23 protein-coding genes and 1 tRNA gene are annotated in these 26560 nt (G+C 34.2%); 10 read left to right on the forward strand and 14 right to left on the reverse strand.

Translation table 11 applies throughout. The annotated features are described in order from the left end of the window. Positions 1 to 8 precede the first annotated feature (8 nt). Positions 9 to 845 (forward strand): prohibitin family protein, encoded by an 837-nt coding sequence (locus HNS38_RS03385; RefSeq protein WP_172279314.1) that lies wholly within the window; start codon positions 9 to 11, stop codon positions 843 to 845. Between the two features lie 65 nt (positions 846 to 910). Next, entirely contained in the window at positions 911 to 1765 is an 855-nt protein-coding gene (locus HNS38_RS03390; protein WP_172345978.1) for a hydroxymethylglutaryl-CoA lyase, read from the forward strand. Between the two features lie 13 nt (positions 1766 to 1778). On the opposite strand, the gene HNS38_RS03395 is transcribed toward HNS38_RS03390, so the two are convergent. The 6 genes from HNS38_RS03395 to HNS38_RS03420 form a co-directional block, all read right to left on the reverse strand. Next, on the reverse strand, positions 1779 to 2468 hold the full coding sequence (locus tag HNS38_RS03395) for an RNA methyltransferase (protein WP_172279318.1): 690 nt from the start codon (positions 2466 to 2468) through the stop codon (positions 1779 to 1781). Position 2469: 1 nt separating this feature from the next. Beyond that, positions 2470 to 5064, reverse strand: a complete 2595-nt coding sequence (locus HNS38_RS03400; RefSeq protein ID WP_172345979.1) for a prolyl oligopeptidase family serine peptidase — start codon at positions 5062 to 5064, stop codon at positions 2470 to 2472. Between the two features lie 236 nt (positions 5065 to 5300). Continuing rightward, entirely contained in the window at positions 5301 to 6647 is a 1347-nt protein-coding gene (locus tag HNS38_RS03405; protein ID WP_172279322.1) for an FKBP-type peptidyl-prolyl cis-trans isomerase, read from the reverse strand. Between the two features lie 36 nt (positions 6648 to 6683). Continuing rightward, positions 6684 to 7538: an FKBP-type peptidyl-prolyl cis-trans isomerase gene (locus HNS38_RS03410; protein WP_172279324.1), complete on the reverse strand. Its 855-nt coding sequence runs from the start codon at positions 7536 to 7538 to the stop codon at positions 6684 to 6686. An 8-nt stretch (positions 7539 to 7546) separates the two neighbouring features. Further along, on the reverse strand, positions 7547 to 8074 hold the full coding sequence (locus tag HNS38_RS03415; RefSeq protein ID WP_172279326.1) for an FKBP-type peptidyl-prolyl cis-trans isomerase: 528 nt from the start codon (positions 8072 to 8074) through the stop codon (positions 7547 to 7549). Positions 8075 to 8077: 3 nt separating this feature from the next. Next, a complete protein-coding gene (locus HNS38_RS03420; protein ID WP_172279328.1) occupies positions 8078 to 9100 on the reverse strand; it encodes a bifunctional oligoribonuclease/PAP phosphatase NrnA in 1023 nt (340 codons plus the stop codon). A gap of 116 nt (positions 9101 to 9216) precedes the next feature. On the opposite strand from HNS38_RS03420, the gene HNS38_RS03425 reads away from it, so the two are divergent. Then, positions 9217 to 9636 (forward strand): nucleoside-diphosphate kinase, encoded by a 420-nt coding sequence (locus HNS38_RS03425; protein WP_172279330.1) that lies wholly within the window; start codon positions 9217 to 9219, stop codon positions 9634 to 9636. A 56-nt stretch (positions 9637 to 9692) separates the two neighbouring features. On the opposite strand, the gene HNS38_RS03430 is transcribed toward HNS38_RS03425, so the two are convergent. Next, complete coding sequence (locus HNS38_RS03430) at positions 9693 to 10223, reverse strand: helix-turn-helix transcriptional regulator (RefSeq protein ID WP_172345980.1); 531 nt, start codon at positions 10221 to 10223, stop codon at positions 9693 to 9695. A 460-nt stretch (positions 10224 to 10683) separates the two neighbouring features. Then, positions 10684 to 11628, reverse strand: a complete 945-nt coding sequence (gene arcC / locus HNS38_RS03435; protein ID WP_172279334.1) for a carbamate kinase — start codon at positions 11626 to 11628, stop codon at positions 10684 to 10686. A 200-nt stretch (positions 11629 to 11828) separates the two neighbouring features. Here arcC and HNS38_RS03440 point away from each other — a divergent pair, with 200 nt between their 5' ends. After that, a complete protein-coding gene (locus HNS38_RS03440) occupies positions 11829 to 13331 on the forward strand; it encodes a DASS family sodium-coupled anion symporter (RefSeq protein WP_172279336.1) in 1503 nt (500 codons plus the stop codon). A 121-nt stretch (positions 13332 to 13452) separates the two neighbouring features. After that, entirely contained in the window at positions 13453 to 14037 is a 585-nt protein-coding gene (locus HNS38_RS03445) for a TetR/AcrR family transcriptional regulator (RefSeq protein ID WP_172279338.1), read from the forward strand. Between the two features lie 13 nt (positions 14038 to 14050). On the opposite strand, the gene HNS38_RS03450 is transcribed toward HNS38_RS03445, so the two are convergent. Beyond that, on the reverse strand, positions 14051 to 14650 hold the full coding sequence (locus HNS38_RS03450) for a hypothetical protein (protein WP_172279340.1): 600 nt from the start codon (positions 14648 to 14650) through the stop codon (positions 14051 to 14053). 204 nt (positions 14651 to 14854) lie between these two features. Further along, positions 14855 to 15319: an SRPBCC family protein gene (locus HNS38_RS03455; RefSeq protein WP_172279342.1), complete on the reverse strand. Its 465-nt coding sequence runs from the start codon at positions 15317 to 15319 to the stop codon at positions 14855 to 14857. 159 nt (positions 15320 to 15478) lie between these two features. Between HNS38_RS03455 and HNS38_RS03460 the strand changes: the two genes are divergently transcribed. The 4 genes from HNS38_RS03460 (at position 15479) to dnaE (ending at position 21358) form a co-directional block, all read left to right on the forward strand. Next, positions 15479 to 15817, forward strand: coding sequence for a tRNA-binding protein (locus HNS38_RS03460; RefSeq protein ID WP_172279343.1), 339 nt, complete (start codon positions 15479 to 15481; stop codon positions 15815 to 15817). Beyond that, positions 15818 to 16135 carry an antibiotic biosynthesis monooxygenase gene (locus tag HNS38_RS03465; RefSeq protein ID WP_172279345.1) on the forward strand — a complete coding sequence of 106 codons (318 nt, stop codon included), beginning with the start codon at positions 15818 to 15820 and terminating at the stop codon, positions 16133 to 16135. A 357-nt stretch (positions 16136 to 16492) separates the two neighbouring features. Continuing rightward, complete coding sequence (locus tag HNS38_RS03470) at positions 16493 to 16840, forward strand: T9SS type A sorting domain-containing protein (RefSeq protein WP_172279347.1); 348 nt, start codon at positions 16493 to 16495, stop codon at positions 16838 to 16840. 156 nt (positions 16841 to 16996) lie between these two features. Continuing rightward, positions 16997 to 21358, forward strand: a complete 4362-nt coding sequence (gene dnaE, locus HNS38_RS03475; RefSeq protein ID WP_172279349.1) for a DNA polymerase III subunit alpha — start codon at positions 16997 to 16999, stop codon at positions 21356 to 21358. A gap of 96 nt (positions 21359 to 21454) precedes the next feature. On the opposite strand, the gene guaA is transcribed toward dnaE, so the two are convergent. The 4 genes from guaA to der form a co-directional block, all read right to left on the reverse strand. Further along, positions 21455 to 22984: a glutamine-hydrolyzing GMP synthase gene (gene guaA, locus HNS38_RS03480; RefSeq protein WP_172345981.1), complete on the reverse strand. Its 1530-nt coding sequence runs from the start codon at positions 22982 to 22984 to the stop codon at positions 21455 to 21457. A gap of 174 nt (positions 22985 to 23158) precedes the next feature. Further along, positions 23159 to 24067 (reverse strand): site-specific tyrosine recombinase XerD, encoded by a 909-nt coding sequence (gene xerD / locus HNS38_RS03485; RefSeq protein WP_172279353.1) that lies wholly within the window; start codon positions 24065 to 24067, stop codon positions 23159 to 23161. After that, a complete protein-coding gene (locus tag HNS38_RS03490; protein WP_172279355.1) occupies positions 24067 to 24441 on the reverse strand; it encodes an RNA-binding S4 domain-containing protein in 375 nt (124 codons plus the stop codon). The genes xerD and HNS38_RS03490 overlap by 1 nt, the downstream gene beginning before the upstream one ends. After that, entirely contained in the window at positions 24441 to 25751 is a 1311-nt protein-coding gene (der, locus tag HNS38_RS03495; protein ID WP_172279357.1) for a ribosome biogenesis GTPase Der, read from the reverse strand. Before der ends, HNS38_RS03490 begins: the two co-directional genes overlap by 1 nt. Positions 25752 to 26012: 261 nt before the next feature. Between der and HNS38_RS03500 the strand changes: the two genes are divergently transcribed. Further along, positions 26013 to 26085 (forward strand) — tRNA-Lys (locus HNS38_RS03500). The last annotated feature ends 475 nt before the right edge of the window (positions 26086 to 26560 follow it).

Consider the following 26560-nt stretch of genomic DNA (forward strand, 5'->3'; position numbering starts at 1 on the left):
ATTATAACATGCAACAACAGCAACCTGAATTAAATTTAAAAAAGATTATACCTATCGCAGTCATCGTGTTTTCTGTCATACTTGTCATCGCATTATGGAGTAGAATGACAGTGAGCATTGAATCTGGAGAAGGTGGTGTGGAATTTCGATTTTTCACTGGTGTAAATACAGATGTCACCTATGGTGAAGGATTCCATTTTATCAATCCTTTAAATAAAATGTTTATTTATGATGTTCGACAGCAAGAAGTTTCAGAAAAGATGAGCGTTCTTTCTTCAAATGGATTGGAAATATCATTGGATATCTCCATGTGGTACCAGCCTGTTCATGAAAAACTAAGTGAACTTCATCAAGAAAAAGGCCAAGGGTACCTAAACTCTATTGTTCGTCCTTCTATTCGCTCAGCAACTAGATCAGTCATTGGTCGTTATACACCAGAGCAGATTTATTCGACTAAGAGAGATGCAATTCAAGAGGAAATTTATATTGAAACAAGAGATATCTTAGTCGATCAGTATGTGCAGTTAAATGAGGTATTGGTGAGAGACGTCACTCTTCCTCCCACCATTAAAACTGCCATTGAAAAGAAACTAAAACAAGAGCAAGAGTCTTTAGAATATGAATTTAAATTGATAAAAGAGTCTAAAGAAGCTGAAAGAAGAAAAATTGATGCAGAAGGAAAAGCAGAAGCTAATAGAATTCTAAACGCTAGTTTAACTTCAAATATTCTTAAAGAAAAAGGAATTGAAGCTACAGTTAGATTAGCTGAATCTCCTAATGCTAAAGTAGTTATCATTGGTAATTCTGCAGATGGAATGCCTATCATTTTAGGTGATAGTAAATAGTATTTTATACAAGATATTTTATGTAATTTCGTGGGTGAGAATAATTCTCACTCACGATTTTTTTTATGGTAAAAATTATAGAAACTCCTAGGGATGCCATGCAAGGCATCGAAGAATTCATTCCAACGACGAAAAAAATTGCATTTATTAATGCATTACTCAAAGTTGGCTTTGATACTTTAGACTTTGGAAGCTTTGTGTCTCCCAAAGCCATTCCCCAATTGGCTGATACTAGAGATGTGGTTGAGCAGCTTGAATTCGCAAATACAAAAACAGAACTTCTTGCTATTATTGGTAATAAAAGAGGTGCTGAAGACGCCAGTCAATTCTCCCAAATCAAATATTTGGGCTATCCCTACTCTATTTCTGAGACTTTTTTAAAAGTAAATATCAATAGTAATTTCGAGAAAGCTTATCACGATGTCTCTGAAATACAAAATATTTGTCAGAGGAATCAACAGGAGTTGGTAGTCTATATTTCAAATGCATTTGGTAATATTTATGGAGATGACTGGTCACCAGAAATTGTTCACGAGCATGTAAGTAAACTTAATAAGATTGGCGTAAAGATTATTCCATTATCTGACACCTCTGGAGTTGGACAAGAAGATACTATTTCCAATGCATTTAAAGCAGTTGTAAATGAATTTACTCAAATAGAATTTGGAGCACATTTACATACACATATCGGAAATTGGAAAGCCAATGTAAATGCTGCTTTTGAAGCTGGCTGCAGAAGATTCGATACCGTAATGAATGGACTTGGAGGCTGCCCGATGACTGCTAAAAAGCTAGTTGGAAACTTACCTACCATGGATTTTCTGAACTATCTAGAAGATAGAAACGAAGAGCATCATTTAAATATGACCGCACTAAATGAAGCCTTTTTCTTGGAAGCTCAAACTTTTCCTACTCGCTAATAGATTTCTCTTCTTATACAGTCCCAAACAATCTATTTTCAATTTGTTCAGAACTCTTCACTACCGATTTTGCCCAAGTTACTAATACATCTATTTTTTCTTCTTCAGAAAGTTTCCAATCTAATTCGGAAGCTCTCATCTTCTCACTCAAATGATGCATGCAAAGTGCAGCAGAAACAGAAATATTAAAGCTTTCTGTAAAACCATACATGGGTATTTTCATATGCACATCGGCATGATTAATGGCATCCTCTGATAAACCTTCCATTTCAGTTCCAAAGACTAATGCAGTCTTTTTTGAGATGTCTAATTTATCTAGTGTTACATCATCTTTATGCGGCGTGGTTGCAACAATTTGGTACCCCTGTTCTTTTAAATGCCTAAAAGCAGCTAGGGTATTATTTTGTTCAGGCATATTATATTTAAACATGCTCAACCACTTACTACTTCCTAAAGCCACATCTGGGTTTAAGGTATATTCATTTCTCTTTTCAATGATATGCACATCTTGGATTCCAAAACAATCGGCAGAGCGCAATACAGCACTTGCATTTTGGGATTGAAATATATCTTCCAATACTACAGTAAGATGCCTAGTTCTATTAGGAATTATTTTTTCAAATAAACCAGCTTTATGCTCACTTAAGGATTTTAATAACTGCTCTAATAGCTCTTCTTTTTGCTTTAAAGTTAATGCTCTCATACTAATACTTCTTCTTTGGATATAAATGATACCACCAATCGGATTGTTTTTTTAAGTTTTTATCAAAATACGCTAAAATGGTCTTCTGCCATAAAATGCGCTTCTGATAATCTTTGATATGATGGTCTTGTTTATCTATCTCAATTAATTCAACATCTTTTTTCAATAGTTTTAATGCCGTATAAAACTGTCTGCTTTCTCCAGGAGGAACATTGGTATCGTTATTTCCATGAAGTAATAGTATAGGTGAACTTACTTTGTCAGCATGAAACAAAGGACTTTGTTCCACATACAATTCCTTATTATTCCAAGGAAAGTTATTGGCCGATGCTACCTGACTATATAAATAACCCCAATATCCTTCGCCCCAATAACTACTGATTGAGCTAATTCCTGCATGGGAAATATGTGCGGCAAAAAAATCAGTTTGTGTACTTAAATACATGGTCATGAAACCACCATAACTAGCTCCCATACAACCTACTTTAGTAGAATCAATAAAAGTATGACTTCTACAAACCTCCTTGCTTCCTTTAATAATTTCTGCTGCTACCGTTTGTCCCCAATTATTCACATGCATGGCAGAAAAGTCTTGACCATAACCAGTAGCTCCACTAGGTTGCAATACATAAACGATATATCCATTCGCTGCAAATAGATTCTTAGGATACCTTCCTCTAAAATTTCTTTCTACAGGACTGGTTCCTCCATAATAATAAACGATGAGAGGATATTTATCATCCTTATCAAAATTTGGAGGATAATATATTCTTCCTTCTATCTCAACACCTTCAGCATTTGTAAAATTCCAATCTTCATTTTCTCCAAAAACAATGTCTTCGAAGAAATGTTGCTCTGGATATTCAAGTAATGTATTCTTAGCTAAAACTATATCGTAGAGGAATAATTGTTTGGGTGTTGAAATAGAACTCCCATAATATAAGAGAGATGGCTTGTCTTTTGCAAGACTAGTAGAATTCACCACATCACAGTTAAGGGTTAATAAATCATAGGATTTATCCAGAATAGAATATCGGTACATATTCATATAAGTTCTATCTGAAACATTAAAATATATATGATCAGGGTCGGATGCATTCCAATTAGAACCTAAGATATTGGGATTAAAACCTCGAGAAATTGCTTCTACACTTTTATCTTTTAAAGTATAGATATAAGCTTGGTTGTCATAGTCATTTGGGATATTACTTTCACTTAAATTCACTCCTAAATCACCAAAAAAAGCAGGTCCAGCAGTGATAAGTAATTGAGTACCATTAGGAGAATAGCTTACATTTCCGCTGCCAAATTTATTCCACAAAGTATCAAGTTTTTGAGTCCTTCTGTCGTATTGCATCATCACTTGTTTACTATAAGGACGCTCCGTTTCATCATACATATTTTGGGCAAATAGTATAAATCGGCCATTGGGACTAATATCCTGTAATTGATTAGATTGATAACCATGAGTTAATGGTGTTTTGATGCCTGATAAAATATCTAATAAATAGATATTAGACCGCATTCTATACCAAGGCCAATGATCGGGCATGCCTTGTAATTGCTTTAAACCGCTATTATCCTTTTTAGGCTTTTCCATAATCGTCAACACAAGGAACTCACCATTAGGCGACCATTGAAAATAGCTTATTTCTGATAAATCGGTAGCCAATGGATACTTTTTACCATCCTCAAAGTTATATTCCCAAATCCAGCTTTTCTGGCCCATTTTGGTGATATAACTTAATTTGCTCCCTTTTGGAGACCATTGTAAAGCAGAAACCTCACTTCCATAAAATAATTGTACACTTTGATTATCAGCCACTTTTCTCACATCAGTAATTATTTGAGATTCAGATTTACCATCTTGAATCTTATATTTCACAAAATAATAATCACCAGATGGAGCTATTTTTGCCTCTTGAATATCTATTCCATTCATTAAATGATCAATATCCATATAGAAATCAGCTTGATCAGAAGATACTAAATTAATATTGTTGAGCGTGTTTTTGGCAATTATATTACAGTTTAGAGTCCACTCCTCATTTTCTTTCGAATTATAGAGCATTTTAATCATCACTACATGATTATTCGCTTCTAAATCCTTAATCACTTTAAATTCTTTCTCATCGTTTTCTTTTTCAGAGCTATATTTTCCTTTTATCAATTCGCCATCAATAAAAACCTCCATCATTTGGCCAGAATTGAAATTCATTTCCAAGTTGGTCCATTCAGTATTTTCAATATAAAAGCAAGCATAAGCTATTTGTAAAGGCTTATTAAGAGGTTTTAGCTTTATGGAAACCTCTCTGATAACTTTCTTATTCCATCTCAGGAATTGAAAATTTGACCATTCTAACTCGTCTCCAGCTTCAGGTCTAAAATTAATATTCTCTAAATACTTATATTTTATAAGATCAGCCTCCTCAAAAGTTTTCCCATCAATACTTTCTACATCGGCAAACAAAGGAAGATTCACTTCAACAGGATTAGTGACAATAAAATTTTCAATTCTTAATTCAGTGTTATTTTGAGCACTTAAGTTCAACACGAATAAAGAGAAAATCAAGAATAAACAGTATCTCAGATTCATATCATTTAAATTGGTGTCCATTAGAAATACAAATAATAAGTCTAAAAGACCAATTCGAATTACATCAGGAGATTAATTTTCAAAAATATACAATTTACGCTGTTTTCAAAAACAATAAAGGCTAGGGTTATCAGCTATTTATCAACGGTAAAATCTAATTTATATCAGCACATAAAAAAAACTGGAATCTCCTAAAGGAAATTCCAGTTTACAATTGTATACTAATAGTTTAAAAACTATTCAACCTTAGTTACTTCCAATAATTCCACATCAAATTTTAGAGGAGCATAAGCATGAATAACACCACCACGAGCTCTAGCACCATAAGCAATATTAGAAGGAACAATGATAGTTGCTTTACCACCTACTTTCATCATAGCAATGGCTTCATCCCAACCTTTAATGACTTGTCCTCTATCTAAAGTAAATTCAAATGGACTATCTCTATCATAAGAGCTATCAAATTTAGTTCCATCTAATAAAGTACCATGATAATGAACCTTAACTTTATCACCAGAAGTAGCTTGTTCACCAGTACCTTCTGCTGTTTCTATAAAATATAAACCACTAGCTGTAGGAGCTACAGTTACATTATTTTCTTTAATATACTTAGCTATAGTTTCCGCTTCTTGACTTTGAAGTTGTGCAGTTTCGGCTTCAGCTTTTGCCTTTTGAGCAGCCACTTCCTTTTCATGTTCCGCTTTAGTCTTCACACTATTTAAAGTCACACCATAAACTAAAGAAGTATAGGGCTGGATGATACCAGGACGCCCTTGTTCTTTAAACGCCAATTTACTAGGAACTACAAAAACAGCTTCATCACCTACTTTAAGTGAATTTAAACCTTCAGAAAAACCTTCAGTATCAAACGGCTTACCTTTTTCAGCTTCCATAGGGCGACCAGCTTGTTTAGAATCATATAAAACCTCACCATTGATTAAAGAAACACTAAAATCGAAACTCAAGATATCACCATCCTTAGGTATTTTACCATTTCCTTTTTTGTTTTTTATAATAAACATTCCAGTCTCAGTAGGTTGGGCATCGGGATAGTTTTTACTTAAATATAAGGCTAAATCAGCCAATTCAAGACCTTTCCTTTGTTCTAATTCTTCTTGCCTTTTAGCTTCTAATTCTTCGGCAGAAACAATATCTTCAATATTTACCCAGAAATACAAATCATTATTTTCTTTAAACATCTCTGGAACCTCAGGGGTTCTAGCAGTTTTAAGAAAGAACGAATCAGCTTTAATAATAAAAATGGCACTATCACCATTGGCTAATAAAGACAAACCTTCATTAATATCACCTTTATATAAAGGTTCAGTTACAGGTAAGTCGAATGTTTCGTTAGCTTCCTTAGCATCAAATATTAATGAATCTAAAGAACCATAGCTCATGGTTAACCTATAGAACATACCACTATCAGCAGTCACTGCTTTCGCATTATCATCATGAGAAATGACTTGATAATAAACCCCATTTTCATTTTTCTTAAAGCCTGGATGACTATTATCGCAAGAAGTCATGATTAAGGCAGCTACAGCCAATACTAATATGGCTTGAATTAGTTTTAATTTCATTTATTTTAATTTTAATTATTTATTATTAGCGATTGATTATTTAATATCTATAAGCTTCACATCAAAAAGAAGAGTAGTGTATGGAGGAATTTCGCCTCTACCTTCACCGTAACCTAAATAGGAAGGAATAATAAAAGTAGCTTCCTCTCCTTTTCTCATCATTGAAATGCCTTCGTCCCAACCATTAATGACTTGCCCGTAGCCTATTTTAAACTCAATAGGCTTACCTCTCGATACAGATGAATCAAAAACACGACCATCAAGAAACTTACCCGTATAATGAACTTTCACCGTTTGCCCTGCTCTTGGTTTTTTCCCAGTACTAGATTTAGTTGGAAGGAAATACAAACCTGTAGATGTAGGTTCTTGAGAAATATTATTATCCTTTATGTATTTTTCTATCGTTTTTGCTTCGGCATCTCTGGCTTGCTCACGTTTTTTAGCCTCTTGCATTTCTAATTGCTCCAGCGTTTGAATATCATGAAGCTTTACATGAAAAACGACTTTGCTTTCTTCAGTTACAAATTTAGGCAACTGTGTAAGTTTAGCATTCATCATTAAAAAACTATCAGCTCTTATTACAAAAGTTGCACTATCACCAATTCCCATTAAAGATAAAGCTTCATTAATATCACCAGCAAAAACAGGTTCTTCCAATCTCATTGGAAAAGTTTGTCCTTGAGCATCAAATAATAAAGAATCTTCATTAGTGAAATAAGTCATTTCAACTGTTAGATAATCACCTGACTTTGCTTTTGTAGACCCCTTATCCTCATGAATTTTATACAATAAACCACTATCGGCTTTATCGTAACTCGCATATTCTCCTCTATTACACGAGAAAAACACCAATGTTACAATTGTAAACAACCCAATAATTCTTCTTTCCATTTTCAATATCATTTTAAATTAACTAACTCTAAATCATATATGATGGTAGCTTTTTCTGGGATTTTATTCAAATCACCAAGCAATCCAAAAGCAAGATGCGAAGGTATAATAATTCTTGCACGGTCACCCACATGGAGTAATAATATACCTTCTTCTAAACCACTTTCTACCCTACCTTTTCCTATTAGAAACTCTTTTACCCCCTTTTCTTCAGAACGATAAATCGTTTTCCCATTTAATAAGCTAATGGAGAAATTCAATACCGCAACTTTCCCTTTCTCGGCCTGAACTCCTCTCCCTTTTTTATAGATCTCATAAAACAAACCAGAGCCTGTTTCTGTCATTTTGTATTGATGACGAGCGATATAATCTATAATATTCTGTTCTTCAGCTTTTACCAAAAACTGATTGGTTTTAACTAATTTGTCTTTAATAACTTTATTCGATAATCTATTTTTTGGTTTTTGATCGTTCTCATGGTTTTGGCAAGAAACCAAAGATAAAAGTATAATAAATATAAAGAAGGAAACTTTCATCTCTTATTTATTCTTAGGGTTCATAATGAGAGCGGACATCTTTGTTTTTAGTTTTTCTATGGTTTCATCCATAGTTAATTTAGAATTCCCTCCAGCAGCGTTTAAATGCCCTCCTCCATCAAAGTGATTTCTAGCTATCCCATTGATAGCAAAATCACCCTTAGATCTGAATGAAAGACGTATTTTATCATTTCGGTGAGTTAATAAAATTGCTGCTTTCACTCCCTCAATAGATAAAGCATAATTGACTATACCTTCAGTATCACCCGATTGAAAGTGATATTTTTCCAATTCCTCCTTATGTAAACTGATATAGGCCCATTCTTCTTCCTTAATAACTACCAATTTTTCTGATAAAGCATAGCCTAGTAGTTTTAATCTATTAAGAGTATTATTACTATAAACTTTCTCATGAATACTCTTATCATCAATACCTGCTTTAACCAATTGGGCAGCTATAAGGTAGGGTGACTCGTCTACCATTCCATAGCTAAAAGAGCCTGTATCAGTAATTAAACCAACATATAAACAGGTAGCTGCTTCTTGGTTAAGTAGGCTTCCATTTGACATTTCTTGAGTTAGATAAAAGGCGAGTTGAGCTGTTGAACAAGCTGATACATCACTAACATAGGCTTTAAAACCAGATTCAGGACTCGGGTGATGATCAATCATTATGTGATGCGCTTGATTAGCATTTTTAAGAGCTAAACTCATTTCATCTCCCGTTCTATGTATAGCATTATAGTCCACATGAAGAATGACATCGGCATTATTAATTATACGATCTGCTTTTGCTTTATCCTCTTGATATATACAAACTTCTTTATAGCTTGGCATCCAATTTAAAAAAGTTGGTGAAGGATCAGGTGAGATAATCTGACTTTCAATTCCTATGGTTTTGAAGAAATGATAGAGGCCTAAGCAAGAGCCAAGTGTATCACCATCAGGATTAGAATGGGTACTAAGCACTAATTTTTTTGCTTTTTTTACATAAAGCTCTAATCCTTTATAGTCTTTGGTATTCAATATGTTATGGTTTTTAATTATCTATTTAACGCAAAATTAAAGTTTTTTAGCACAAAAAATCTGTACACTCTATTATAAATTATAATTTTGCAGCTTAATTAACAATAATTAAGACTATGACAAGTAACAAAACCTTTACAATGATTAAACCTACAGCATATAAGAATAATTGCTCTGGTAAAATCATCCAAAAAATTTATGAAGGCGGTTTTCATATTTCTGCCTTAAAAGTAACTAAATTATCAAAAGAAGATGCTCAGGAATTCTATGCTATCCATAAAGATAGGCCATTTTTTGACGGGCTAGTAGAATTTATGTCATCGGGACCGATTATCGCAGCTATTTTAGAAAAAGAAAATGCTGTTGAGGATTATAGAACACTTATTGGTGCTACGAATCCAGCAGAGGCTACTGAAGGGACCATTAGAAAAATGTGTGGAACCAGTATTGGAGAAAATGCGGTTCATGGCTCTGATAGTGATGATAATGCTGAAATAGAGTCTAAATTCTTCTTTTCAGGAAGAGAAAGATTCTAAAAAGAATATAAAGGGCAATTTTAAGGAAGCGGACCATGTGTCCGCTTTTTTTATCTCTAAATTGAATGAAATATTTTAAAGCTATCGTCTTCATAAATAGCTATGAGCTGTACCATTTTCTTAGTGGAGGACTGTTGAATTAAGCTATTAACCATGACTTTATTTACATTACTCTGATTGGTATCTACCGTTTCTTTTTGTTCTGGTATAACTCCAGTAACTTTTCTTTTCTCGTAAGGCTCTTTTATTTCCTCCTTTAAGTTCTGAACAGGAGATTCAATTGGCTTTTCCTTCTTCTTTTCTTTTTGTGTTGAATCCTCCAATTTAAAATCTTCCTGCTTAAAATCCTCTAGGAATAAGGAAGGATTTTGAAGATTTGATTTTAGCATTTCACCATGCCCCACTAATAGCCATGATTCATTAATCTCAGGATATGATTCCAATATCTTTAAAACAAAATCGAGTGAAGGTTTATTCCTACCCGATAGGATATGCGAAATACCTGAACGTTGCACTCCAATACTTAAAGCCAATTGAGCAGGACTTAAATTCTTCACGGACAATAATAATTTTATTCTTTCTATCATGTTACAAATGTATACTCTCGCTATTTGATTACAATATTAAACTCATAAGTGCATCAACAAAAGTAATTATAATTGATTTACAATTGTAAATATTTTAAAAATACAATGAAATTAAATATAAGCTACAACCTTGTTCGCTTATAGCCTTCTCTAATAGTATAAATAAAGCTTTTCAATAGATATACTATAATAATGGTGATACCTGACAAATATTTAAACTTTAACTATAAATAACTAATGTAAATATCAGGAATACTGTATCATAAACGGTGATAAATATTTATTCAGTCCTATTTTGAGCTTTTTACTTAGCTAAACAATAATTTCGTGAAAATACTGGATAATACAGTGCGTTACATCTGTATCGCTCCCTAATCATATCTTGTAGCTTACATATGTAAACACAAAAAAGCCGATAAGGTTTCCCCTATCGGCTTTTTTATAGTATAGTTTTTTATTCCTAGTTCAGTACAATTCTTGTTCCCGAATCAGGTTTTCCAAGTTCGTTAGCAGTGGTAATAATACAACGTTTTCCACCATTCTCTACAAATTCAACAGCTGCTCTAACTTTTGGAGCCATGCTACCTTCAGCAAAATGGCCTTCTGCCAAATACTGCTTGGCTTGTTTTACAGTAATTCTATCAAGAGCTTTTTGTTCAGGAGTATTAAAATTAATATAAACCTGAGGAATATCTGTTAGAATATAAAATTCGTCAGCTCTAATTTGAGCAGCAAGCATACTACAAGCTAAATCTTTATCGATAACAGCATCAATACCTTCTAACTTTTGGCGTTCAGCATAGAAGACAGGAATTCCTCCCCCACCAACAGCAACAACAATCTGACCATCCCTTGCCAATTTCTCAATAGACTTCCTATTGTTAATGCGCACTGGACGAGGGGAAGCTACAACTTTTCGCCATCCACGACCTCTTGGATCTTCATGGAATTGAGAACCATTTTCCTTATTAATCTTTTCTGATTCTTCTTTTGTATAATAAGGACCAATAGGTTTGGTTGGATTCTGAAAAGCTTGGTCATCTTTATCTACCAATACTTGGGTTATAATTGTAATGATGTCGCGTTCTAAATCTTCTTTATACAACACGTTTCTCATTTGCTGCTCTATCATATATCCAATAGAACCTTGTGTTTCAGCAACAGCAACATCTATAGGCAATTTAGGTACACCGAAAACTTTCTCACCACCTTCGTGTTGTAGTAATACATTACCAACTTGAGGTCCATTTCCGTGGCCAATAACGATATCGTAACCGGCTTTAATCAAATCAACCAAATGAGAACAAGTCTCATAAACATTACTTTCTTGCTCTGAAATGGTACCTTTCTGACCACTTCTGAGAAGTGCGTTGCCTCCAAAGGCAATAACAGCTAATTTGTTCATATTTAAATTCTTAAATGTTATATTATATTCTTATAGAAAAAGAGAGCGAATATATAAAAATTTAATAGCAAGCAATGCTTTAGGCCTATAATTGAGTGTTTTTACTAGTATATTAATAGTTATTCTATTTTTATGAAAGCTAAACCATTGTTTTTCTGCAACTTATTACTTATGTTTGTTAAGCAAAAACACATTTAAATATGAAAAAAAAGCTAAATGCCAAGACCATAGGCCTTTTATTAGGTCCCATTTTGGCGATTATTGTTTTATTTTTCGACCTAGATCCTGAAAACAGAGTCGTAACCTATACCCTTTCAGTTGCTGTTTTAATGGCTGTTTGGTGGATTACACAGGCTGTTCCGATTTCTGTAACTAGCCTTTTGCCAGTGGGATTATTTCCTCTCTTTGGTATTATGAATGGGAAAACAGTTTCTTCGACCTATTTTAATCATGTCATCTTTTTATTTATTGGTGGTTTTTTGGTGGCTTTGGCCATGGAGAAATGGAATTTACATAAACGAATAGCATTAAAAATACTGATGAAAGTGGGAAATAAACCAGCGAATATCTTATTTGGTTTTATGCTTGCCACTGCTTTTTTAAGTATGTGGATGTCGAACACAGCTACTAGCATGATGATGATTCCTATTGTATTATCTGTTATTCATGGATTGAAATTAGATAAATTAAAAGGTAAATTTCAGATTGCCTTATTACTTGGAATAGCCTATTCTGCTAGTATTGGTGGCATTGCTACATTGGTGGGTACTCCTCCAAATCTATCCTTCAGTAGAATATATAATATTATATTTCCACTAGCTCCAGAAATCAACTTCATCTCATGGTTTATATTTGCCTTACCCCTAACTATTGTTCTTTTTATCATCATCTTTTTTTGGCTATTGTATTTATACCATCCTGGTAAGGATTGGAATAATACTTCCAAAGAAGTATTTAAAACAGAATATAAAAAGTTAGGGAAATCGAGTTTTGAAGAAAAAGTAGTTTTTACCATTTTTGTAAGCATGGCCTTATTATGGATTACCCATAGTGGTATCAATTTGGGAGGATTCAGCATACCGGGTTGGAGTGAATTATTTCCCGAACCTTCTTTTATTAATGACGGAACCATAGCCATATTATTGTCGAGTACACTTTTTCTTATTCCGACTAAAAAAGGACAGCATAGAATATTAGAGAGCGATGTAATAGCTAAACTTCCTTGGAGAATTGTACTTTTATTTGGTGGAGGCTTTGCTTTAGCTAGTGGGTTTACAGAATCAGGATTATCCATGTGGTTTGGAGAATCATTAAGCTGGGTCAGTTCCTATCCTCCACTATTTGTGGTTATTATCATCACATTACTCATGTCTTTTTTAACAGAACTAACTTCGAATACTGCTACTACTGAGATGCTATTACCCATATTAGCAGGCTTGGCCGTGAGTATCCAAATCAATCCTCTATTGTTTATGTTGCCTGCTACATTAGCTGCATCACTAGCCTTTATGCTACCAGTTGCCACGCCACCAAATGCCATTGTCTTTGGAACAAATAGAATTCAGATAAAGGATATGATTAGAACAGGTTTCTTAATTAATATTATTGCTGTGATTATTGTGAGTTTATGGGTTTACTTCTTCGGCTCTTTTGCGTTTAGTCAGGATATGTTGAATTTTCCAGAATGGGCCATTGTAAATTAATTCAAGGCAAATTAATCTTAAATTAATCCATCTAAAGTGCTGCTGCATTAATTATTATAAATATATTTGCATTATTAGAACTCTTTACTCTTTTAGTCGAAATTTTAAATATTCAAATTTAATGGGCAATAAAACCAAAGTACGCGAGAAAATTATAGATGTAGCCAGAGCCGTTTTTGCTAAATATGGTTATAAAAAAACTACAATGGATGATATAGCTGAAGGAGCTCAAAAAGGCAAAAGTAGTATCTACTATTATTTTAAAAGTAAGGAAGAGATTTATGAAGCAGTGGTAGAAACGGAATCTGGTTTGCTATTTGATGATATTATGCGTAAAATAGACCAACCCATTCCTGCCAAGGAAAAATTCAGACTCTATGTATTTACTCGATTAAATAAAATTAGAGAATTATCTAATTTCTATGATGTGCTGGAGAATAATTTTATTCGAAACATGGATTTTATTGAAAAACTTCAAAACAAATATCATCAAAAGGAAATCAGTATTTTACAAAGCATATTATCGGAAGGGGTAAAAAGTAGAGAGTTTAATATTCAAGATACTGAGATTGCCGCTATTGCATTGGTAACAGCCATAAAGGGTTTGGAGGCTCCTCTCTTGATTAAAGGAGCAAAAAAGAATTTAGAAAGACGAGTGGATTATGTTTTGAAGATTCTTTTTTATGGAATTATGAGACGTGGATAAAACACAACCTTTCTTATTCAAAATCAAAACTATCAAAGAGGACCTCATTCTTTCTTATCGGTAGTTGCTCCCCCACAAATGACAAATTTTCAAGACTATTGTGTACTGAAAAAGTGATTTTGGTTTTGATCTTGGTTTGTAAAGTTTTGACCAAAATATCATTGATATACCATTTCACTAAGTAATGTCCTCTTCTACCTTTTTCCAAAGTCATTTTAAAAAGGTGCCACTTTTCCGATTCAATTAAAAAACGTTCTGAATGATGTGGTTTATTTTGAGAAGTACAATATACTATCACTTCATTTGGGTTTGCTGATAAATCATTACGATGTTTCCTTGTTCCTGATCCAACTTCAAAATCCAGCTCATATTCCATCTCTCCAGAATGATACAAAAAAGCTCCAATATTACATTGGTCGTTTAAATTGAAGTTTGGCACAAAGATTCTCCACTCATAAGTACCCTGTCCAAAATCACTCCTTTTCGATTTTACCTTCACCCTATCTTTAGTTTGCGGTCTAGTCATTATCTTCAAATGACCATCCTCTAGATAGTATGAGCTTGGACTATTCATAGAGTCATCTTCCCAGTAATTATCGAAATGATTTTGCATGTCAAAATTTTCATGGAATGTCATGCTCTTTTTAACGGAAGCATCTAGGGGACCTCTTATCAAATGGCAAGAGGAAAAAAATATGGCAATAATAAATATGAAACCAATCCTATAATTCATGGGTAAAATAAAATTTTTTAGTGAATAATTATTACTCAAAAAAGTGGGGAATTTGAAACAATATAGATGGAAATCTAAATAAGGTTAATGGCTTGGGAATAGTTTATTGAGAACCTGAGTTCTGTAATCAAAAATCTCATTCAACTTATTCTCAATGATCATTTTATTGGCCATTGCACCTAAAAAACCAAATGGAGGTTGATAACTATCAATGTCTTTCATTATCACATGATTGCCTTGCTTTTTTATCATATGCTGATGGTGCCACATAGAATAAGGTCCAATCCTTTGCTCATCCACAAAATACTCTTTGTCTTTTACATGAGTTATTTCTGTCACCCAATTGGTCTTAATTCCTAATATTGGCTTCACAGTATAACTTATAATCATTCCTTCATATATTCTATTTGGAAGGTCTTTAGTTCTAATATCAAAACCCATTTCTTTTGGAGTAATTTTCTTCAAATTTTGTGGGGATGAAATAAAATCCCAAACCTCATCAATGCTAGCGCTAATCATTTGTTCTCTATAAAACTGATAGAAAGCCATAATCGTTTTTATAATTAATATTTAAGGTCAAAAATAATATATTAAGAACTATCATTAATCTTGTTGAGGATTTTTGCGAAATAAATAACAAAAAAGAGTTTTATATATTTTTCTAGAATTATTTAGTATCCTACTATCTTTGTTTTGAAACTTAAAGTTATGGATGAAACAATTAATTGGTCAGATTTTGAAAAGGTAAATATTAGAGTAGGTACTATTCTATCAGTTGATGTTTTGCAGAAAGCTAAAAAGCCAGCTTTCGTTTTGGAAATTGACTTTGGAGAATGGGGTATTAAAACCTCATCTGCTCAGATAACTGTTCATTACCAAACAAATGATCTCATAGGTAAACAAATAATTGCAGTTGTAAATTTCCCGCCAAAAAGAATTGCAGGGATTAAAAGTGAGTGTTTGGTTTTAGGTATCTATGAAGAAAATGGCGAAGTTGTTTTGTTAAGTGCAGATAAAAAAGTGAAAAACGGATTAAAAATTGGATAAATGATAGCAAAAACTCATCAACCTCCCTATTACGCAGTTATATTTACTTCTATTATGAATGCCTCAACTGATGGATATGAAATAATGGCTAATAAAATGCTAGAACTAGCTGAAAAACAAGATGGATTCTTGGGAATTGAATCTGCAAGAGAAGAAATAGGTATAACGGTTTCCTATTGGAAAGATGAGGAATCTATCAAAAACTGGAAGCTGCAAACCGATCATATCATAGCTCAAAAATTGGGCAAAGAAAAGTGGTATGAGTCATATAGAATTAGGGTATGTAAGGTAGAAAGAGATTATACAAATCTTAAATAAAATCTCTATTTACTTTTTAGCGTATTTGTATTTTTTACCTCCAAGGCATATTCCCAATATATCATTAAACCATTTACAGGAGAACCTCACCTGATTTAAAACACTCATGCCTTTGCTCCTGATGGCTTTGATATTGATGAAATTGCAGAAGGTGGAGAAAATATTGTAATGCCAGTAAGCATTTTTAATTCTGGGGTTGAAACGGCTAGCTGAGTTTCTGCGGTCATTATCTGTAGCGATCTAGATATTACTATTACAAGTGATCACAAAACATATAATGATATCATTTCAGATGGAGAAGTATGGAGCAATGGCGGATATGAGTTTACAATTAATGAAAACTGTATAGAGAAAGATGTGTCTTTTGTATTTATCATCACCACCAATGAGGAAAGTTGGTCTGACACTTTCGTCTTACATTTATATCCTAAAGATGCTTTTGGAATTTCAGAATTGGATAAAGATATCTACATCATCTATCCTAATCCAAATGAAGGAGTCTTTAACATCAGAGCGGAGAACTTATCCAAAGAAACCAATTATCAGATTCTAAATGCTGCTGGTAAGTTGGTTAGAAGTGGGTATATTCAACACTCAAGCTTTAATGAAACTCAAATTAATATTGGATATATAGAAAACGGAATCTATCTATTAAGACTAATAGAAAATATTCAATCTGTTAACTATAAATTTATCGTGCGATAAGATGGACCAAAGCTTTCAGTTTTTCACATTTAGTCCAACTTATTAACAATGATACTAAATAACTAGTTTTCTGTCACATATAAATTATTAACAAGCCAGATACTTATGTTGTTTTTGGGTATTTTTGAAGGCTCATTTTCAACCTAATTCTGTTCTATGTTTTTAATTTACGATACTGAAACCACTGGTTTACCTAAGGATTATAATGCACCTATCACCAATTCGGATAATTGGCCACGTATGGTCCAAATTTCTTGGCAATTGCATGATGATAAAGGCCAATTGGTGGAAGTTAAAAACTACATCATTAAACCTGAAGGATATGAAATCCCCTATGCTGTAGTTAAGGTACATGGTATCACCACTGAAAGAGCAGAAAAACAGGGAGTTGCCTTAAGTATGGTCTTGGATGAGTTTAACGAGACGCTTAAGAAAACTACTTTTGTTGTTGGCCATAATATTGAATTTGATAATAATATCATTGGGGCTGAGTTTCATAGGAAAGACATCGATACTCCCCTTTTTGAGCGTACCAGTTTAGATACTAAAAATGAATCGACAAATTATTGTGCTATTCCTGGTGGAAAAGGAGGAAAGTTTAAATGGCCCAAACTTGGCGAACTCCATGAGAAATTATTTGGGGAAGCCTTCGATATGGCACATAATGCTGCTGCCGATGTGGAAGCCACCGCTCGTTGTTTTCTCGAACTTGTTCGACTCAAAGTTATTGAAGCAGGGAAATTGCATTTTTCTGAAGAACAATTTGAGGCTTTTCAACTGGCAAACCCAAATACTATCCAAGCTATAGGTTTAAATACTCAACCCTATGATGCAGTTGATCTAGATGAATCAGACTCCCCAGAAATCAGTATTCAAACTGAATTAGAAAAAGGTACTGTAAAGACCAAGACTATCCTTACTGGAGAGCTAAAATATTCACATTTACACTTACATACCCCATACTCTATCCTAGATGGAGCGACTTCTATTCCCCGTTTAGCAGAAAAAGCTTTAAATGATGGAATGGAAGCTGTTGCCATTACCGATCATGGTAATATGTTCGGAGTAAAAACATTTCACAAAATACTAACCGGAAAAGGTTTAAAGCCAATTTTAGGCTGTGAAGTTTATGTGGCACGAAGAGGAATGCACCGAAAAGAAGCCAAAATTGACGGTAGCGGTTGGCATTTGGTGTTATTGGCAAAAAATAGAGCTGGCTATCAGAACTTGATGAGAATGGTGAGTCTGTCTTGGTTAGAAGGAAATTATTACAAACCACGTATAGATAAAGAATTATTAAGTCAGAATTCAGAAGGATTAATTGCTCTTTCAGCTTGTTTAGGCGGTGAAGTGAATCAAAAACTGATGAATGAAAGCCAAGGAGAAGCAGAAAAAGCTGCCCTTTGGTATAAAGATTTATTTGGCGAAGATTTTTACCTCGAACTCCAAAGGCATCAGTCAGGAGATCCAGAATTAGATAGTAAAGTATATGAAGACCAGGTTTTTGTTAATCAGAAACTTTTGGAAATGGGCCATAAATACGGAATCAAAGTAGTTGCCACCAATGATGTCCATTTTGTAAATAAAGAAGATTCTGGAGCTCAAGATCGATTAATCTGTATCAGTACTGGAAAAAACATTGATGATCCAAGCCGTCTTAGGTATTCAGGTCAAGAATGGTTCAAAACTCAGAAAGAGATGATTGAACTATTTAAGGATCATCCTGAGTGCATTGCTCATACTCAAGAAATAGTTGATAAGGTGGAGAATTACCCTCTGAACTCCAAGCCTATCATGCCTGACTTTACTCTTCCTGAGGGTTTTACCGATGAAAATGAATATCTCAGGCATATTGTTTATGAAGGAGCACATATTCGTTGGGGAGCAGTTCTAACAGAAGAACTCATTGAGCGCTTAGATTTTGAACTGGAAACTATCAAAAAGATGGGATTCCCTGGCTATTTCCTTATTGTCTGGGATTTTTTGGTTGCAGCAAGAAATATGGGAGTTGTAGTGGGTCCCGGTCGTGGCTCTGCTGCTGGTTCTGCTGTGGCCTATTCTCTTCGTATCACAGAAATAGATCCTGTAAAATATAATCTACTGTTTGAGAGATTCCTGAATCCTGATCGTGTGTCCATGCCCGATATCGATATCGATTTCGATGATGAAGGTAGAGGAAGAATCATGGAATGGGTAGTGAATAAATATGGTGAGAAACGAGTAGCTCACATTGTGACATTCGGTAGTTTGGCAGCAAAATCAGCTATTCGAGATGTGGGTAGAGTACAGCAATATCCACTATCAGAAACCATGTTACTCCAAAAACTTGTACCAACTCGACCGGGTATTTCATTAAAGGATGCTTTTAAAGAAGTTCCTGAACTGAATAATATAAAAAGAGGAAAAGGCGAGGCTGCCGATGTATTAAAATATGCCGAAGTATTGGAGGGCTCAGTTAGAAATACTGGTGTTCATGCTTGTGGTGTTATTATTGGCAAAGAAGATTTAGAGAATTATGTTCCTATTAGTACTGCAAAAGATTCAGAATTAAAATATGTAACTCAGTATGATGGAAAGCATGTTGAGGATATTGGTTTATTAAAGATGGATTTTTTGGGTTTAAAAACTCTGACCATTATTAAGCATGCCGTTGAGAATATCAAAGAATCGAAAGGTGTTGAAATAGATATTGAGAATGTAAACTTGGAAGATGAAAAGACCTACCAATTATATTCTGATGGCGATACTACCGGGTTATTCCAGTTTGAGTCGGCTGGAATGAAAAAGTATCTTAAGGAATTAAAGCCCACTCGTTTTGAGGATTTGATTGCTATGAATGCGCTCTATCGTCCTGGTCCTTTAGAATATATTCCTAGTTTTGTAAAGCGAAAAAATGGTTTAGAACCCATTGAATACGATCTTCCAATGATGAAAGAATACCTGGAAGAAACCTATGGTATCACAGTTTACCAAGAACAGGTGATGCTTCTTTCTCGCCAGCTGGCTAATTTTACTCGTGGACAATCCGATTCACTCCGTAAAGCCATGGGTAAGAAGATTAAAGCCATGATGGATGAGTTGAAAGTATTATTTATTGAAGGTTGTAAAGCTAATGAGCGATTCATGAAGGAATGTACGGAGACAAAAAAGAATCCAGACAAACTTATCAATAAAATTTGGGGTGACTGGGAAGCTTTTGCTAAATATGCTTTCAATAAATCTCATGCCACTTGTTATTCCTATGTTTCTTATCAAACGGCATATTTAAAAGCCCATTATCCAGCTGAATTTATGGCCGCTGTACTGAGTAATAATATGAGTGATATTGAGAAAGTGACATTCTTTATCGATGATTGCAGAAATCAAGGATTTAAGGTTTTAGGTCCAGACATTAATGAATCAGGAACTAATTTTGCAGTTAATAAAGATGGAGATATTCGCTTTGGATTAAATGCCATCAAAGGAGTTGGAGGTGCTGCTGCCGATATGATTATAGAGGAACGCAGAGAAAATGGCAAGTATAAAGGTATTTTTGGCATGGTCAAACGAGTTAACCTTCGTTCAGTTAACAAGAAGAGTTTAGAATCTATGGTCTATGCCGGTGCTTTCGATAGTTTTGAGAAAACACCACGTCATGTCTTCTTCCATATGGAAAATGGCTCAACTTTTTTAGAGAAAATCATTCAATATGGACATAAGTTTCAAGCGGAACAAAACTCTAATCAAGGAAGTTTATTTGGAGACTTAGGCTCTGTAGAATTGCCTGATCCAGAAATTCCAGAGACTGAACCTTGGTCACAACTCGAATCATTAAAAAGGGAAAATGATGTGGTAGGATTTTATCTATCTGGCCATCCTCTAGATACTTATAGTATGGAACTTAAGCAATTTTGCAATAGCGATATCAAAAGCTTCAATGCTGTGATGGAAAGGCTGAATCAAATTGTGATGAATACCGAAAAGGACAAAGATGGTAAAAAGCCTGAAACCGATGAGCTGAAGCTACTTAGAGACAAGCCATATACCATAGCAGGTATTATCTCTATCCCTGCTAGCACCACGATGATGACCAAAACAGGAAAGCCATTTGGTAGATTCACTGTGGAGGATTATACAGGTTCATTGGAAATCAATATGTTTGGCGAAAATTTCGAGAAATACAAGAGTATTTTGAGTAGAAAAGACCAATATGTTCTTTTAAAAGTAGCTCCAGAAAAACCCCGTTGGCGTGATGAGTTTGAACTCAAAATCAATGCTATAGAACTGTTATCTGAAGTGATGGAGAAATATGTAAGGAGAATTGACCTTAGCATCAAATTACATAATGTATCTTCTCAATTGATAGATAATCTGAATACTGTTATTGAAACCGGTGGTGGCAAAACGCCCATCAATGTGCAAGTTATCGATGAAAATAATGAGATATTACATATGAATATTCCTACTAAAGTAAACTCTAAGCATTTTATCAATGCGCTAAAAGATAATGAAGAATTAAGTATTCGGTTGGTGAAGTAATTGCGCGATATCTTTTTATATTATCTATAATAAATACTTATCCTTTAAGAAAAAAAACAGCCTTGAATTAAAATACAAGGCTGTTTTTTGTTTTTTCTATTCCCACTCAATGGTAGCAGGTGGTTTGGAACTGATATCGTAAACGACTCTATTTACTCCTTTAACTTTATTTATCACATCGTTGGAAACCTTGGCTAAAAACTCAAATGGTAGATGTGACCAATCGGCTGTCATTCCATCTGTTGATGAAACAGCTCTTAAGGCAACAACATTCTCGTAAGTTCTTTCATCACCCATAACTCCTACCGATTGGATAGGAAGGAACATGGCTCCTGCTTGCCAAACCATATCATAAAGACCATTGTCTTTCAAGCCTTGAATAAAGATATGATCTACCTCTTGAAGAATTCTCACTTTTTCCGGAGTAACATCTCCAAGAATTCGAATTCCTAAACCAGGACCTGGGAAAGGATGACGTTTGAGTAATTCAGATTTCATTTCCATAGCTCGTCCTACTCTTCTCACTTCATCTTTGAAAAGAGTTTTTAATGGCTCCACTATTTTTAACTTCATATAATCAGGTAAGCCCCCCACATTATGGTGAGATTTGATAGTTGCTGATGGGCCTTTTACACTAACCGATTCAATGATATCAGGATATATAGTACCTTGTGCCAACCATTTCACATCTTGAATAAGGTGAGCTTCATCATCAAATACTTCTATAAAAGTTTTGCCAATAGCTTTTCTTTTGCCTTCAGGATCGGTTAAACCTTCTAATGATTTATAGAATCTATCGGCAGAATCCACGCCTTTCACATTCAGTCCCATGTGTTTATATGATTCTAGAACTTCTTCAAACTCGTTCTTTCTCAATAAACCATTATCAACGAAAATACAGTGAAGATTTTTGCCAATAGCTTTGTGCAATAAAAGTGCTGCTACCGAAGAATCAACTCCTCCAGACAATCCTAGCACTACTTTATCGTCCCCTAAAGTTTCCTTAAGCTCTGCAACAGTAATATCAACAAAAGAATCTGGAGTCCATGATTGTGATAAACCACAAACATCTACAATGAAATTCTGTAATAGCTTGGCTCCTTCTACAGAGTGATAAACCTCAGGATGGAATTGAATACCATAGGTTTGTTCACCTTTTATATGATAACCAGCAACCTTCACATCATAAGTAGAGGCAATAATTTCAAAATCTTTTGGAATATTTAAAATAGTATCACCATGCGACATCCATACTTGACTGCCATTAGTCATTCCTTTCACCAACTCATGAGTATCATCAATATAAGAAAGGTTAGCTCTACCATATTCTCTAATTTCAGATGGCATCACTTCTCCACCATCATATTGAGATAAAAGCTGTGCACCATAACATACACCCAACAGTGGGAATGTTTTTCTGATGGCACTTAAATCAGGTTTTGGAGCATCCTCATCTCTTACAGAAAAAGGACTTCCTGATAAAATTACACCTTTAATATGAGAACCCATTTCTGGAATTTTATTATAAGGATGTATTTCGCAATAAACATTTAACTCTCTGATTCTTCGAGCAATAAGCTGAGTATACTGTGAGCCAAAATCAAGTATTAATATCATTTCTTCCATGGCTGCAAAAGTATAAAATGTAATTGAAAAAATGATGATAAAAAATGCTAATTATTGGGGCTTATTGATGGACTCTTTTATTGGGGTATTTTGATAAAAAATAATGCTAAAGATTATAAATCAATCAAAGGTTAACAAGAATACAAAAGACTTACTTTTTCTGAAATTAAAAAATCACTGCTTATTCCGAGGATGGTGATTCAATATCTCTGCTCTTAAAAAGCTTCTGTCGAGGTGGGTATAAATTTCGGTAGTGATAATAGACTCATGACCAAGCATTTCTTGTACAGCTCGTAAATCAGCACCGCCTTCTACCAAATGGGTAGCGAAGGAATGACGGAAGGTATGCGGGCTGATATTTTTATGAATACCAGCACGTTCAGCTAAATCTTTAATGATGATGAAAATCATATTTCTAGTGAGCTTGGCTCCTCTTCTATTGAGAAATACAAAATCCTCAAAACCTTTTTTCACATCAACATGCACACGTACTTGATCTACATATAAGGCAATCTGTTGCAAGGCTTGACCACCAATGGGAACCAGCCTTTCTTTATCGCCTTTACCAATCACTCTAATAAAAGACTCCTCTGGATAAATATTTGAGATTTTTAGCTCTACTAATTCTGTTACACGAAGGCCACAGGAATATAGAGTCTCTAGAATCGCTTTGTTGCGCTCCCCTTCAGGTTTACTTCTATCAATCTCACCTATCATGGAATCAATTTCCGGAAGGCTTAAAGTCTCTGGAAGTTTTCTTCCCAATCTAGGTAACTCTAATAAATCTGTTGGGTCGTCTTCAATGATATTTTCTAGCAATAGAAATTTATAGAAGGCTTTCACTCCAGAAATAATGCGTGCTTGAGAACGGGCACTTAATCCAATTTCTGCTAACCATTGGATAAAAGTTTGCAAATTCTGCAAACTCATTTCTTTCAGACTTAAACTAGGACTAGGAATTTGACAAAAAGAAAGAAGCTTAATGATATCATTCTCATAAGCTTCAATACTATTTGGAGACAAAGATTTCTCCAACTTTAAATAGATGAGGAAGCTTTTTAAATATGGATGAGAGCTAGACATTAGTCCATCTTAATTTTAGAAAGCTCTCTCCTATCCTTTTTAGTTGGGCGACCTGCCCCTCTATCGCGGTGTTCTGTTCGCATTTCATTAATCATTTCCACTCTTTCGAGTTCTTCTTGAGGAGTAATATCTTTATATTTTTGCACAGCAAGGCTAGCACTCATTCTGTTTTTAATGACGTCTACGACTTCTATCACTTTATTCATGATATTCACTCGCAATTCAATCACATCACCAACCTTGACCTCACGTGAAGCTTTTACAGCTACATCATCAATCTTTACACGACCATTTTTACAGGCTTCAGCAGAAATACTTCGTGTTTTATAAAGACGAATAGCCCAAAGATATTTATCAATGCGAACTCCTGCCATTATTTATCTCTAAAAAACAATTTCATGGGGCTTCCATTAAAATTAAAGTTCTTACGAAGTTTATTTTCGAGGAAACGTGAATAAGGATCTTTCACCTCATTCGGAAGGTTACAGAAGAAAACAAATGAAGGATAGTGAGTTTTTAACTGGGTCACGTATTTAATACGAATATAACGCTCTCTGCTGGCTTGCGGAGGAGGAACAGACTCGATAATAGGTAACATGATATCATTCAACTTACTTGTTGTGATCTTTCTTGTTCTATTCTCATATACTTCATGAATAGTCTCCAAAGTTTTATGAATTCTTTGCTTAGTAATCACAGAAGTAAAAACGATAGGAATATCGGTAAATGGAGCTGTTCTTTGACGAATTTTTTCAGCAAACTCTAGATGAGTATTAGAACCTTTTTCAACTAAGTCCCATTTATTCACGACAATAACAACACCCTTATTATTTTTCTGAATGACAGAGAGAATGGCTAAATCTTGAGCTTCGAAGCCTTCATTGGCATCAATCATCAAAACACAAACATCGCTATTTTCTATAGCCCTAAGTGAACGCAAAACACTATAAAACTCAATATCCTCATTTACTTTGGCTTTTTTTCTAATTCCGGCTGTATCTACCAATTTGAATTTGAATCCAAATCTGTCGTATTCAGTATGAATAGTATCACGTGTAGTCCCCGCAATATTAGTTACGATATTTCTTTCATCGCCCAATAAAGCATTCACCAAACTCGATTTCCCAACATTAGGGCGACCAACAACAGTAAATCTAGGAATATTATCATTTATAGGTTCTGGCGCTTCTTTAGGAAAAGCTGGAATAACTACATCCAATAAATCACCTGTTCCTGAACCATTGATAGCTGAAATACTATATACTTCACCTAATCCTAAAGCATAAAACTCAGCACTATTTACATACATAGCTGAATTATCCACTTTGTTAGAAACTAGAAAAATGGTTTTATTGGAAGTACGAAGCATTTCAGCAGCATCTTCATCAAGAGGAGTAATTCCATCTTTTACATCAACCAAAAAGAGAATAACATCCGCTTCATCAATGGCCAATTGCACTTGTTTTCTGATTTCTTCTTCAAAGATATCATCAGATCCCATTACATATCCACCTGTATCAACCACATTAAACTCTACACCATTCCAATGCGATTGTCCATAGTGCCGATCGCGTGTAACGCCGCTAGTAGGCTCTACTATAGCTTGACGTGACTTTGTCAAACGATTGAATAATGTTGATTTGCCCACATTGGGTCTTCCTACTATTGCTAAATAATTTCCCATTCTTCTATTTTTCGGCTGCAAAAATAGCCTTTTTCACTGAATTAGTAGCGAATAGCTTATTTTCATTTGCAAATAATTCGATAATTTTATGGGTAAGGCTATTTACAGGGCGCTCATCGAGATTTTATTTGTTTTTTTTTCGATTTTCAAAATACTGATTTATTGGGGCTTATAAATTATTTCATTTTTTTTTGAAATATTCTTTTGAAAACTCTTGCAGATTTAAAATTTACTACTACTTTTGCACCCGCAATCGAGCATGATTCCGTAGCTCAGTTGGTAGAGCAACGGCCTTTTAAGCCGTGGGTCCTGGGTTCGAATCCCAGCGGGATCACAGAAAAGTATCATAATCCGATAAGTTTTTAGCTTATCGGATTTTTTATTTGGGGGATAGAATGGAAACTCGATTGAAATGTTATCCCCAAATAAAAAAAACATATGAGAAATGGGAATAGATTTTGTAATTTCAAAATGGAGAACTATTGGGAGCATGAAATTATCCCTGAGTTTTTTTTAATTCGAATAGGTTATAGAGCAGAAACTTTTTCAGCTTATGACCATTTACTTTGAGCTCCTGAATTTCTTATTAAGCCATAGAAGGTAGTAGCTTTTCATTTTAATATTTCAAAATATTTCAATTACATCTTACTTTCAAATCTAAAACTCAATATTCTAGTTACTTTGGATCTCAAATTGAATGGACTTAGGTTGGTTTCTTAAAAAATCTGTTTATAATCTTTAATAGATAGATTAAGGGGTCAAGTTGAAATTCTGGGGGAATTGATTTTTACGCAAAAATATTTGTCAAT

Source organism: Lentimicrobium sp. L6 (assembly GCF_013166655.1).
GTDB lineage: Bacteria > Bacteroidota > Bacteroidia > Bacteroidales > UBA12170 > UBA12170.

Bases quoted from the DNA above. Each gene is read 5' to 3' on its own strand.
- xerD (WP_172279353.1), bottom strand. From the start codon at position 24,067: ATGTCTAGCTCTCATCCATATTTAAAAAGCTTCCTCATCTATTTAAAG.
- HNS38_RS03440 (WP_172279336.1), top strand. From the start codon at position 11,829: ATGAAAAAAAAGCTAAATGCCAAGACCATAGGCCTTTTATTAGGTCCC.
- HNS38_RS03450 (WP_172279340.1), bottom strand. From the start codon at position 14,650: ATGCAAAATCATTTCGATAATTACTGGGAAGATGACTCTATGAATAGT.
- dnaE (WP_172279349.1), top strand. From the start codon at position 16,997: ATGTTTTTAATTTACGATACTGAAACCACTGGTTTACCTAAGGATTAT.
- der (WP_172279357.1), bottom strand. From the start codon at position 25,751: ATGGGAAATTATTTAGCAATAGTAGGAAGACCCAATGTGGGCAAATCA.
- HNS38_RS03460 (WP_172279343.1), top strand. From the start codon at position 15,479: ATGGATGAAACAATTAATTGGTCAGATTTTGAAAAGGTAAATATTAGA.
- HNS38_RS03405 (WP_172279322.1), bottom strand. From the start codon at position 6,647: ATGAAATTAAAACTAATTCAAGCCATATTAGTATTGGCTGTAGCTGCC.
- HNS38_RS03395 (WP_172279318.1), bottom strand. From the start codon at position 2,468: ATGAGAGCATTAACTTTAAAGCAAAAAGAAGAGCTATTAGAGCAGTTA.
- HNS38_RS03425 (WP_172279330.1), top strand. From the start codon at position 9,217: ATGACAAGTAACAAAACCTTTACAATGATTAAACCTACAGCATATAAG.
- HNS38_RS03400 (WP_172345979.1), bottom strand. From the start codon at position 5,064: ATGAATCTGAGATACTGTTTATTCTTGATTTTCTCTTTATTCGTGTTG.
- HNS38_RS03385 (WP_172279314.1), top strand. From the start codon at position 9: ATGCAACAACAGCAACCTGAATTAAATTTAAAAAAGATTATACCTATC.
- HNS38_RS03415 (WP_172279326.1), bottom strand. From the start codon at position 8,074: ATGAAAGTTTCCTTCTTTATATTTATTATACTTTTATCTTTGGTTTCT.
- HNS38_RS03430 (WP_172345980.1), bottom strand. From the start codon at position 10,223: ATGATAGAAAGAATAAAATTATTATTGTCCGTGAAGAATTTAAGTCCT.
- guaA (WP_172345981.1), bottom strand. From the start codon at position 22,984: ATGGAAGAAATGATATTAATACTTGATTTTGGCTCACAGTATACTCAG.
- HNS38_RS03445 (WP_172279338.1), top strand. From the start codon at position 13,453: ATGGGCAATAAAACCAAAGTACGCGAGAAAATTATAGATGTAGCCAGA.
- HNS38_RS03490 (WP_172279355.1), bottom strand. From the start codon at position 24,441: ATGGCAGGAGTTCGCATTGATAAATATCTTTGGGCTATTCGTCTTTAT.
- HNS38_RS03390 (WP_172345978.1), top strand. From the start codon at position 911: ATGGTAAAAATTATAGAAACTCCTAGGGATGCCATGCAAGGCATCGAA.
- HNS38_RS03410 (WP_172279324.1), bottom strand. From the start codon at position 7,538: ATGGAAAGAAGAATTATTGGGTTGTTTACAATTGTAACATTGGTGTTT.
- HNS38_RS03465 (WP_172279345.1), top strand. From the start codon at position 15,818: ATGATAGCAAAAACTCATCAACCTCCCTATTACGCAGTTATATTTACT.
- arcC (WP_172279334.1), bottom strand. From the start codon at position 11,628: ATGAACAAATTAGCTGTTATTGCCTTTGGAGGCAACGCACTTCTCAGA.
- HNS38_RS03455 (WP_172279342.1), bottom strand. From the start codon at position 15,319: ATGGCTTTCTATCAGTTTTATAGAGAACAAATGATTAGCGCTAGCATT.